At 63.5% G+C, this 4,826-nt stretch carries 7 protein-coding genes and 1 tRNA gene; 3 read left to right on the top strand and 5 right to left on the bottom strand.

From position 1 onward, the window contains the following. Together DDT93_RS26230 and DDT93_RS26225 are read left to right on the top strand one after the other, a co-directional pair. Window positions 1-356, top strand: a 356-nt coding sequence (locus DDT93_RS26230) for an EF-Tu C-terminal domain-related protein (RefSeq protein WP_456297928.1), incomplete at its 5' end; no start/stop codon positions are given. Window positions 357-567: 211 nt separating this feature from the next. Continuing rightward, window positions 568-1,875 (top strand): tetratricopeptide repeat protein, encoded by a 1,308-nt coding sequence (locus tag DDT93_RS26225; protein ID WP_109468880.1) that lies wholly within the window; start codon window positions 568-570, stop codon window positions 1,873-1,875. Between the two features lie 24 nt (window positions 1,876-1,899). On the opposite strand, the gene DDT93_RS26220 is transcribed toward DDT93_RS26225, so the two are convergent. Next, window positions 1,900-2,607 (bottom strand): lysophospholipid acyltransferase family protein, encoded by a 708-nt coding sequence (locus tag DDT93_RS26220; protein WP_109468879.1) that lies wholly within the window; start codon window positions 2,605-2,607, stop codon window positions 1,900-1,902. A gap of 122 nt (window positions 2,608-2,729) precedes the next feature. On the opposite strand from DDT93_RS26220, the gene DDT93_RS26215 reads away from it, so the two are divergent. Continuing rightward, window positions 2,730-2,805, top strand: a tRNA-Trp gene (locus DDT93_RS26215). 57 nt (window positions 2,806-2,862) lie between these two features. On the opposite strand, the gene DDT93_RS26210 is transcribed toward DDT93_RS26215, so the two are convergent. The 4 genes from DDT93_RS26210 to DDT93_RS26200 form a co-directional block, all read right to left on the bottom strand. Further along, window positions 2,863-3,843 (bottom strand): tyrosine-type recombinase/integrase, encoded by a 981-nt coding sequence (locus tag DDT93_RS26210; protein ID WP_232825586.1) that lies wholly within the window; start codon window positions 3,841-3,843, stop codon window positions 2,863-2,865. A 43-nt stretch (window positions 3,844-3,886) separates the two neighbouring features. After that, window positions 3,887-4,165, bottom strand: a complete 279-nt coding sequence (locus DDT93_RS26665) for a hypothetical protein (RefSeq protein ID WP_157960313.1) — start codon at window positions 4,163-4,165, stop codon at window positions 3,887-3,889. Beyond that, on the bottom strand, window positions 4,162-4,539 hold the full coding sequence (locus tag DDT93_RS26205) for a hypothetical protein (protein WP_109468877.1): 378 nt from the start codon (window positions 4,537-4,539) through the stop codon (window positions 4,162-4,164). Before DDT93_RS26205 ends, DDT93_RS26665 begins: the two co-directional genes overlap by 4 nt. Window positions 4,540-4,581: 42 nt before the next feature. Further along, the coding region (locus DDT93_RS26200; RefSeq protein ID WP_109467235.1) for a DUF2312 domain-containing protein at window positions 4,582-4,826 on the bottom strand (245 nt) is incomplete at its 5' end.

Here is a 4,826-nt window from a genome sequence, read left to right as displayed (position 1 = left end):
CGCTGCTGCGCGGCGTTGACCGTGAAGGCGTCGAGCGTGGCCAGGTTCTCTGCAAGCCGGGCTCGGTGACTCCGCACACCAAGTTCGAAGCCGAAGCCTACATCCTGACCAAGGAAGAAGGCGGCCGCCACACCCCGTTCTTCGCGAACTACCGTCCGCAGTTCTACTTCCGGACCACCGACGTGACCGGGACCGTGACGCTGGCCGAAGGCACCGAGATGGTGATGCCGGGCGACAACGTCTCCTTCGGCGTCGAACTGATCGCACCGATCGCCATGGAAAACGGCCTCCGCTTCGCAATCCGCGAAGGCGGCCGCACCGTGGGCGCCGGCGTGGTGTCGAAAATCGTCGAGTGATCCACGGATCATTCTGACCGGAAGGGCCGCCCCATCGGGCGGCCCTTTTGGTTTGGGCACAATACCTTCTCCGATCCGTTGTAGGGCGCTCGCGCGACCGCCCGGCGTTCGATCAAGCCACGCGACCGATCTAACGCATGCGGCGCCTTCAGTGTTGCCTTGCGCGCCTGCATCGCCCTAGGCTGGCCTCCGGTCCAGTTGGGGGGAGCCGATGCGGCGCCAAGCGGTGACAGCTCTGGTCATGTCGGCCCTGATGTCGGGGACAGTCTCGGCGCGCGAGGCGCAGATCGGCGCACAGCATACCTATGTCACCGCCTGCCTTGCCGACGAGGAGCCCGCGGACCGCATGGTCTCCATCTGCGAACGCGCGCTCGACCAGCCCGATGCGTCGCTCCGCCAGCGGCTCGACGTCATGGAGACGCTGGCCTGGGCGCACTACCACCTCGACGACGAGGCGCGGGCGCGCAGCCTCTTCGTCGAGATACTCGCCATCGACCCGGACTCCGAAGACGGGTTGAGCGGGCTTGGCTGGCTCGCCATCGAATCTCAGGACTACGGGGTGGCGCGGGACTACTTCGAGCGCGCCATGAACCGGTCGCCCAACGCCGAGGTGCAGGCCGGGCTCGCCATGAGCCGGTACTGGGGCAACGACATCGGTTCGCGCGACGCCTTGCACGGGCTCGAGGCGGCGCTGGCCATTGATCCGAACTACCTCTGGGCCATGGTCCGCAAGGGATGGGTCCTGACCGATCTCGACCGCCTGGACGAGGCGGCCGCCGCCTTCCGCTTTGTCATCAAGCGCGAACCGGACAACGAATCCGCCCTCTATGGCATGGCCTTCGTGGAGAGCGAGCGCGACAACTGGACAACCGCCCTGAGCTTCGTGGACCGGGCACTGGAGGAAGACCCGGACTACGTGAGCGCTCTCTCGCGGCGGTCGCTGATCCTCTTCTACCTCGACCGCAACAAGGAGGCGCTGCGCGACGCCGAGAAGGTCATCGCGCTCGCCCCTGACCGGGCCGATGGCTACGTGCGAAAGGCGCGCGCGCTCTCGTCGCTCGGTCGCCGCGTCAAGGGCTTCGAAGTCCTGAAAGAAGCCGAGGCGCGGGTCGGTTACTCAAGCTTTCTCGTCTACTGGCGTGCCTCGCTCCTGCTGGACGAAGGGCGGTCGAGCGAGGCCCTTGAACAGATCGACCGGACCATGGCCGAATCCGAGGCCGATTTTCACGACCACCTCCTGCGCGCCCGCATCGGCCTTGAGCTGAAGGACATCCCGCTCGCGCGCGAGTCGATCGACGCGGCCCTTGCGCTGCGGCCAGAGGACAAGTGGGGCCTCTACTACGACGCGATGGTGATGGCGCAGGAAGATCGCTTTGGCATGGCGGTGCAACAGTTCGGGCAGGCGGTGGAACGGGGGCTGTCGCTGACCAAGCTGGATGAGTTCAACGCGGCGCTGGTGGGGCGGGGCGCCTATGCGACGGCTGTGCTCCTTCGCGCCCGCTACCTGCTCGTCAAGTAGGGCCGGACCCGGTTCGCTTGACCCTCAGACGAGGCCTTTGCCCGGATCGGGCTGGCGCCCGGCGGCGATATCGGCCTCGTCTGTGATCTCGTCCAGCGCCGCTTCGAGTTTCTGCCGCAGCGCCTCTGTCGTTTGCTCGTCCATCTTGCGCGGCACCTCTTGGGTCCACTCCCGGCACAGCAGCACGCCGCGGGTGAAGGGCAGGGGCATCATGAAGCGGTCCCACGAGGGAAAGATCACGCAGCGGCGCGAGGCCCAGGCGAGGACGAAGACCTTCTTGCCGGTCGATCGCGCCCAGACCAGCGGAACGGTGGATGCAATGCGCGCGGGTCCGCGCGGGCCGTCGACGGCGATGCCGATGGTGTAGCCGTCGGCCATGCGGCGCAGCACCTCGCGTGAGAGGGCGACATGGCGCTGGTGGCTGGACATGGGGATGGTGTCGAACCCGAAGAGGCCCAGCGTGCGCCCGACCATGCGCCCGGCGCGGGCGGCGCTGGTGAGCGAGCAGAACTTGCCGAGGTCCTGGTTGAACATGTAGGGCGCCATCATCAGGCGCTGGTGCCAGACGGTGAAGATCACCGGCTCGCCGCGCGCCAGTTCTTCCTCCATCGCCTCGAATCCGCGCACCTCCCAGCGAGACGTTGCATGGGCGAACCGCGTGAAGCCCGCGAACAGCGAGGCGATGCCATGCTGCACTCGGGGGCTGTCGGCGAATTTCTTTCTCAGGCTCACGCGTGGTCGGACCTTTGCTGGCGGCTGGTGCGGTTACAACGCGAATTCCGGTCACAGGCAAGAGGGCAGGCGCATTTCCTCTTGCCCCCCGCCGCGCGCTGTCATAGATCAAGCGCGGCCTTAGGGGTATAGCTCAGTCGGTAGAGCGACGGTCTCCAAAACCGTAGGTCGCGGGTTCGAACCCTGCTGCCCCTGCCATTTCCTTTCAGATACTTACGGCAAATGTTGCCTGACTTGCGTGGCTTGGTTGGGAGCTTAGTTGGGATTTTTCTGCGAAGAAGAATGAGTTTCGAGCTTCCGGATTGCAGATTCTGCGAGCCGCGAATCTCTGCTCAGGTAGTGCGCATCAAGGATAGCGCCGACGTCCTTTAGGCTGTGTCCAGTTATCGTGGCGATCTCGGCTTCCGAGCAGCCCGCAATCGCGAGTCTGGTAACGGCGGTGCCGCGCAGGTCATGAAAAGTCAGGCCGGTCACTTGGGCTTTGGCCACCAGTTTTCTCCACGAAGCGCTGAACCCGTGACTCGTCCAAGGAGCACCGGAAAGCGTTGTAAGGATGGTGTCTCCGTGGCGTGGAGTAGCGTCTAGCTCAGACTTGAGGGGAGCGCCGACAGGTATTACCACCCTGCGGCCAGTCTTGCTTTGTTTCAGGCGGATATGATGCCCGTCATAGCCCTTCCAGGGAAGAGCGATCAGGTCTCCCTGCCGTTGCCCGGTCCAAACGGCCAATAGGTATGCAAGGCGAAATCGTGGGGCAGCAACTCTAAGGAACGCATCTTCATCTTCACTTGTCCAGATCGCGTCGGAGCGGGAAGAGCGATAGAGCTTGCCGGGGCGCTCACATGGGTTTGCGACAATCATGCCTCTGTCAAAGGCCCACGCCAGTATCGATGCAAAGGTCGCAAAAACGTAGTCTGCTTGCCGGCGCGATTTTTGTGCCATCCGATCACGCCAAGCGAGAAATTCTGCCCTTGTTCTACGATCACGCAGGGCATCGAGCGGGAAGTCGCCAAACTCTGTCTCGATTAGGCGTATGTGTTTCACATAATCTTTTCGTGTTCTCGCCGCCAAGTCAGTGAAACGGGGCGAGTCTTGATAGAAGTTCAAGATCGATTGGATGCTTCCGGCAGGCTGCTCAATCTTTGCCTGTACGGCTTCATAATAGGCTGCTTGAAAAACTGGATCACCTGGTTTGCCAGGAAGGCGCGGTCCTCCTTTCCATGCGTAGTAGTAGGTCACTTGCTCGCCACTCGCTAGACGCTTGGTAACTCGGTTTAACCCCTTAAGTCTCACGCGCATTTCTATTGGCTTTCCATGTATCAAACGGGTTTTCACTGTGAGGTGCCGGCTCGGCGCTTATCCTAATCGTACCGGCCTCAGTGACGATCTCGATGACCGCCTTTGGATCGACCGCCCGAGCTGCCTTGATGAAGCGTTTCACCTGAGCTTCGGTGAACGCCACTTTTCGTAGTTGCTTTGTACTTCTAGTTGCTTGTCGAGAAGCGGGTCGTGGGGACTGTGAGTCGGTGGCAATTTTCGATTGTGGCTCGATACGGCTCATCCCTTCAGCTCCCTTCGTGCTTCGCGCCTTGCGAGGGTCATGAGGCGCCCGGTTATGGAGTTGGGTTTGCGGCCGAGCGCGCGTGCGATCGCGGAGACGGTTTCGCCGTCGAGCTCCATCGCGAGCAGGCGACGGTCTTCGTCCTCGGTGAAGCGACGGACCTGGTGGTTGCCGCGGGAGACCACCCTTGGTCCTGGCGCGTGCTCCCGGCTTCGCTGCGCGCGGGGGCTGTCGGCACCCAGCCGCAGGCAATGCCAGTAGACGGCCCCGTAGGAGATCCCGAGGCGTTGCGAGATCGCCGTGTAGGAATGGCCCTCGTCCCGCATGGCTGCGGCGCGATCGAGCAGGCTGTCGGAGTACTTGCGTGTTGGCATGGGTCCTGGTGCTTCCGTGGTGCGTTGTGTGAGGCGAGGGGCTCAGCCCATCCCGAGGGCGGCCATGTAGAGTTCGAGGACGGCCTCGTGCTCTGCGAGCGTGTCGGGGTCCTGCTTGCGGCGCTTGACGAGGGCGCGGAGGGCCGGGGCATTGAAGCCCTCGGCCTTGAGCTCGGCGTAGACCTCCTTGATCTGGCCAGCGATCTCCGCCTTCTCCTGCTCCAGGCGCTCGATGCGCTCGACGAAGGACCGGAGCCGGTCGGCCGTGGCCTGCTCGACCTTGTCGC

The sequence above is a fragment of the Albibacillus kandeliae genome, assembly GCF_003116585.1.
Taxonomy (GTDB): Bacteria; Pseudomonadota; Alphaproteobacteria; order Rhodobacterales; family Rhodobacteraceae; genus Albibacillus; species Albibacillus kandeliae.
The sequence above is the reverse complement of the archived record's forward strand: the minus strand, read 5'-3'. Positions and strand labels throughout refer to the sequence as shown.